The sequence below is a fragment of the Mesorhizobium sp. M1A.T.Ca.IN.004.03.1.1 genome (assembly GCF_003997555.1).
Classification (GTDB): Bacteria; Pseudomonadota; Alphaproteobacteria; order Rhizobiales; family Rhizobiaceae; genus Mesorhizobium.
This window is the reverse complement of record NZ_RZTV01000051.1, coordinates 1-505: the sequence shown is the minus strand read 5'-3', so window position 1 is coordinate 505 and position 505 is coordinate 1. Positions and strand designations below refer to the sequence as shown.

Annotated in this window: 1 protein-coding gene and 1 pseudogene; both read left to right on the top strand. The window is 67.5% G+C overall.

Annotated features, from left to right (window positions below; translation table 11 throughout):
* The coding region (locus EOD29_RS30630) for a thermonuclease family protein (protein ID WP_164763880.1) at window positions 1–305 on the top strand (305 nt) is incomplete at its 5' end.
* A gap of 4 nt (window positions 306–309) precedes the next feature.
* Window positions 310–505: pseudogene (locus EOD29_RS30625) on the top strand (uracil-DNA glycosylase family protein); the annotation flags it as partial.

Here is a 505-nt window from a genome sequence, read left to right as displayed (position 1 = left end):
CGCTGCAGGACATGATGCTGGCATCCGGAACGCTGTGCCAGGGCAGCCGGCGCGACCGCTACGACAGGCTGCTCGTCGTCTGCCGGAGCGAAGCGGACGGTGACATCAATGCCGCCATGGTGCGGCGGGGCATGGCCATCTCCTATGGCGGTTATGCTAAAGAAGAGGCCGAGGCGAAGGCTCGGAAGGCGGGCCTCTGGGCCGGGACCTTCGAGCGGCCGCGCGATGTGCGCGACCATGCGCGCCACAGTTCCGGTTTCGACGGCGTCCTGCGCTTCATCGGGCAGATTTCCGGATGGGAGTGAAGCCATGAACGATGAAGCCACGCTGGAGACGTTGCGGCGGGAGATCGCGTCCTGCCGAATCTGTCGTGACACGCCGGCGAAGGGGCCCGAATACCGGCTGCCGCACGAGCCGCGGCCAGTGGCGGTGATCTCATCGAGCGCGCGCATCCTGATCGCAGGGCAGGCGCCCGGGCTTCGGGTGCATGAGAGCGGCCTGCCAT